Source organism: Haloferax sp. s1 (assembly GCF_058382125.1).
Genome location: NZ_JBZRPK010000341.1, coordinates 1 through 3,354 on the forward strand (window position 1 = coordinate 1; position 3,354 = coordinate 3,354).

At 59.7% G+C, this 3,354-nt stretch carries 4 protein-coding genes; all 4 read right to left on the minus strand.

All coding sequences use genetic code 11. The features are described from left to right. Positions 1–68 precede the first annotated feature (68 nt). The 4 genes from QT222_RS04025 to QT222_RS04040 all read right to left on the minus strand — a co-directional run bounded on the left by QT222_RS04025 (position 69) and on the right by QT222_RS04040 (position 3,254). Positions 69–1,208 (minus strand): site-2 protease family protein, encoded by a 1,140-nt coding sequence (locus QT222_RS04025; protein WP_004059282.1) that lies wholly within the window; start codon positions 1,206–1,208, stop codon positions 69–71. A gap of 339 nt (positions 1,209–1,547) precedes the next feature. After that, the gene (locus QT222_RS04030; protein WP_004059283.1) at positions 1,548–1,793 is read right to left on the minus strand and encodes a DUF7123 family protein; all 246 of its coding nucleotides are present in this window, start codon (positions 1,791–1,793) and stop codon (positions 1,548–1,550) included. A gap of 308 nt (positions 1,794–2,101) precedes the next feature. Further along, the gene (locus QT222_RS04035) at positions 2,102–2,905 is read right to left on the minus strand and encodes a molybdopterin synthase (RefSeq protein ID WP_491476385.1); all 804 of its coding nucleotides are present in this window, start codon (positions 2,903–2,905) and stop codon (positions 2,102–2,104) included. A gap of 25 nt (positions 2,906–2,930) precedes the next feature. After that, entirely contained in the window at positions 2,931–3,254 is a 324-nt protein-coding gene (locus tag QT222_RS04040; RefSeq protein ID WP_004059285.1) for a hypothetical protein, read from the minus strand. Positions 3,255–3,354 lie beyond the last annotated feature (100 nt).

Here is a 3,354-nt window from a genome sequence, read left to right on the forward strand (position 1 = left end):
CGGCGACGACTGAGCACGTGACCGATGCCCCTGACTGTACTGCGTTACCTTTGCACCCGGTGCTCCTCTCAGGCCGGAATCACTTGAATTGGAACGAGGAGGAAACACGCCGCTCCGAGCGCAAACGTAAACAGCCCGACGGCGATTCGTCCCGGTCCGAGCGGTGTCTCGTCGACCGGGTCCGCAGGACCGTTGTAGGCGATAAACGTCGCAAGAAGGCCCCAGAAGAACCAGAGTCCGACGGACTGGTTGATTCCAAGCCCGCGGACGTAGTGGAGGTATCCCGCGAGACCGAACAGTACCAGTGGCACGGCCGCGGCCACCGATTCTTGGCGTTCACCGAGCATCGCCCGAACCATGTGCCCACCGTCGAGCTGGCCGACCGGAAGCAGATTCAGGACGGTGAAGAACATCCCGACCCACCCGCCGATGACGACGGGGTGGACGGTAGTTTGGGGGTCCGGATACTCCGTCGGTTGGTTGAGGACGGTGGCAATCGCATCGAGCAGCGGCGGATTGTTGAACATAATCACGTCGCCCGAACTGTTGAGTGCCCACGCTGGGACCGTCAACGGGTCGAGCGAGAGTCCGATAGCTGTGACGACGATTGTCGCCGCAAGTCCAGCAAGCGGGCCGGCAACGCCGATGTCGAACAGCGTCTTTCGGTCGGGCATCTGCCCCCGCATGCGGATGATTGCGCCGAGCGTCCCGAACGGGAAGATAAACGGGATTAGATACGGGAGAGAGACGTTGACGCCGTGGTATCGGCCCATCACGTAGTGTCCGAGTTCGTGAACCGAGAGGACACCGAGGATAGCGGCGGTAAACGGCCACGCTTGGAGAATCAAAAGCGGGTTGGCGACGATGTCGTCGAATGGCACGTAGTACCACGCCCTCGCACCGACGATTAACGTCGAGAGGACAGTCAAGAGGAAGAGCGTGAGGTTCTTCCACGGCACACCGTCGATGCCGGTTGAAATTGGCTCGACGACGACGACATCTGTCTGCTCGACGCCGGAGACCCGTGCTTGCACGTCGTATCCGGCCTGACGGAACGTCGGCCAGATTTCGCGGACGAGCATCTGCTCGGGGACGAGTGATGTACCGTAGTAGATGCGTTGCTCACCATTTGAGCGTACCTCGTGTACGTCGAAGACCGCACGAAGTGCCTCGACCGGCGGACCGCCCGCCGATTCGGACTGTTCCATTGGCTGGTAATACGCGTAGCACGGGCATAAATCCCGTGACGCATCTGGATGAGAGCCGTGACGCACCCGCGATGAATCCCGTGATGACGCTATCTGAGAGCTGTGACGATGCCATCCGACAGATACCGGTCGCTCGGGGTGAACGTGGGACACTGAGAAAGTCGGAGCGGTTCAGGATGCGTGTAGTGACTGTACGGAGGGGCTACTCAAATCGCACTGTGCGACCTGACCGAAGCTGTGTCAGGGGGAATTGCTCGTGTGGGCGTTGCGTGGGCGATTCTACGGAGGCCGTCTGGGCGGTGCGCCGTGTGGGTGCGGGGCTGGCTCAGGGCAGTCTACTTACGCAGTCTCGACGCGCCACGTAGTCGCACTCGTGTACGACCACTTCTCGATAGTCAGCTCGGTCGCGGAGTCACGAAGCTTGACCATCAGGGCTCCAATCTCCTTGGGAGACAGGCCGACATCGTCGGCGATGAATTTGCTCTTGAAGTACATCTCGCCGTCTTTCGCACGGTCGAGCAAGTACTGCTGGAGGCGGTCTTCCTTGGAGCTGGCGTCGGTGGAGGGGGTTGCTGTTGCGCTCATCTGGTACACCTCACTCCATCCTATGACACCATTACCTGTTATAAAGGCAGGACCGTTGGAATTAGTTCGGTCGCTTTCAGCTTGAATCGACTCAAACGATACATTTTACGACTGTTTTTTATCCGCTTAGATATTTTAAAACCACATCTGATGGATTTATTCGAACCAAATATCTGTGGTTATATGTGAGGTAATCCGCCCCTAATGAGCCGTTTTCCGGACCCCTTTTGCGGCAAAAACTTCCTCAAAATGGCTGAATTTTCACGATTATCACAGTATCTGCAGCGTATCTACGGCTCCCGGGTGACTCAGCGGTCGTGCACCCAGAACTCCTCTTCCGTTGTCGTTTCCTTCTTGAATATCGGTACTTCGTCTTTCAAACGATTGATGCCGTCTTCGACTGTTCTGAACGCCTCCGTCCGGTGGCCGGCGAGGACGACGACGAACACGATGTCGGCACCGTCTTCGATGACACCAACCCGGTGGTGCATGAGAACGCGGTGGACGCCGTCCCGTGCTTCGAGTTCCTCCGAGATGGTCGCCATCTCGGTCTCCGCCACACCGTCGTACTTCTCGAATTCGAGGCTGACCGTTCGCTCGTCGTCTTCGTTCTCCTTTGCGCGAACACGACCGGTGAACGTCGCAATCGCACCCGCGTAGTCCGCGAGCGGGTCGGCTTTCACCCGGTCGACCAGCGATTCGAGAGTGATGTGGGGTTCGCACGAGTCTACGTCGGCCGCGAGGTCGTTAATATCGACCGCTTCCGCGGTTTCAGCCTCTGCGACGACGTTTGCAGCGTCTGCGCCGTCAAGTGTGAGCGTCGGAACGCGCGCGTCAGGGAATCCAGAGAGCAGTGCGTAGTCGCACTGCGACGCGAGGTCGTCGAGAAGTCCGTCGAGGTCGCGGCCCTCACCGGTACCGACCCAGTTTCCGTTCGGTGCGAGTCCGTAGGCTACCGAGACTGCGTCCGTCTCCGAGACGGATTCGGGCGTTTCCGCCTCTGTCGCGCCGCTCGGGAGCGATTCGATAGTGGCGACGCGTCCATCCAGTTGCGGGGCAAGTCGTTCGCAGAGTGTCGTCGCACCCGCGCCGACGATCCCAAATACTTGCATATCCGGACTGACGGCCCGTGTCGATTTAAGATTGCTCCGAGGACGAGGATGCGGTTTCGCCAGACGCGTCTGGCCGCGTTCGGTAGAGGTAGACGGCGACGCCAACGCCGACGAAGCCTAAGAGCGTCGCGACCCACGGTGCCAGCGTCCCGATGGGCGTGTCCGCGGTCGCCGGAAGCGTGTCGTACTGCCAGAGCGCCCACCCGATGGAGAAACACGCCACCAGCACCCAGTTGAGTCCGGTTCGGCGGTCGAACTCGCCTCGTCGGTGTCGGAGAAAGATTGCGCCGAGGGCGAGCACCCATCCGACGACCATGAGTGTAACCGTCTCCACGGTGACGAGTCGCATACCTATACTCGCCGCGAGCGTGGTTTAAAGCCCTCGACACGGGTGTCTCGCACTTGATAACCCTTAAGATGCGCTCACGGATATGCGTGTGCAATGAGAG

Coding starts and splice junctions, on each gene's coding strand:
- QT222_RS04030 (WP_004059283.1), bottom strand. CDS start 1,793: ATGAGCGCAACAGCAACCCCCTCCACCGACGCCAGCTCCAAGGAAGAC.
- QT222_RS04025 (WP_004059282.1), bottom strand. CDS start 1,208: ATGGAACAGTCCGAATCGGCGGGCGGTCCGCCGGTCGAGGCACTTCGT.
- QT222_RS04035 (WP_491476385.1), bottom strand. CDS start 2,905: ATGCAAGTATTTGGGATCGTCGGCGCGGGTGCGACGACACTCTGCGAA.
- QT222_RS04040 (WP_004059285.1), bottom strand. CDS start 3,254: ATGCGACTCGTCACCGTGGAGACGGTTACACTCATGGTCGTCGGATGG.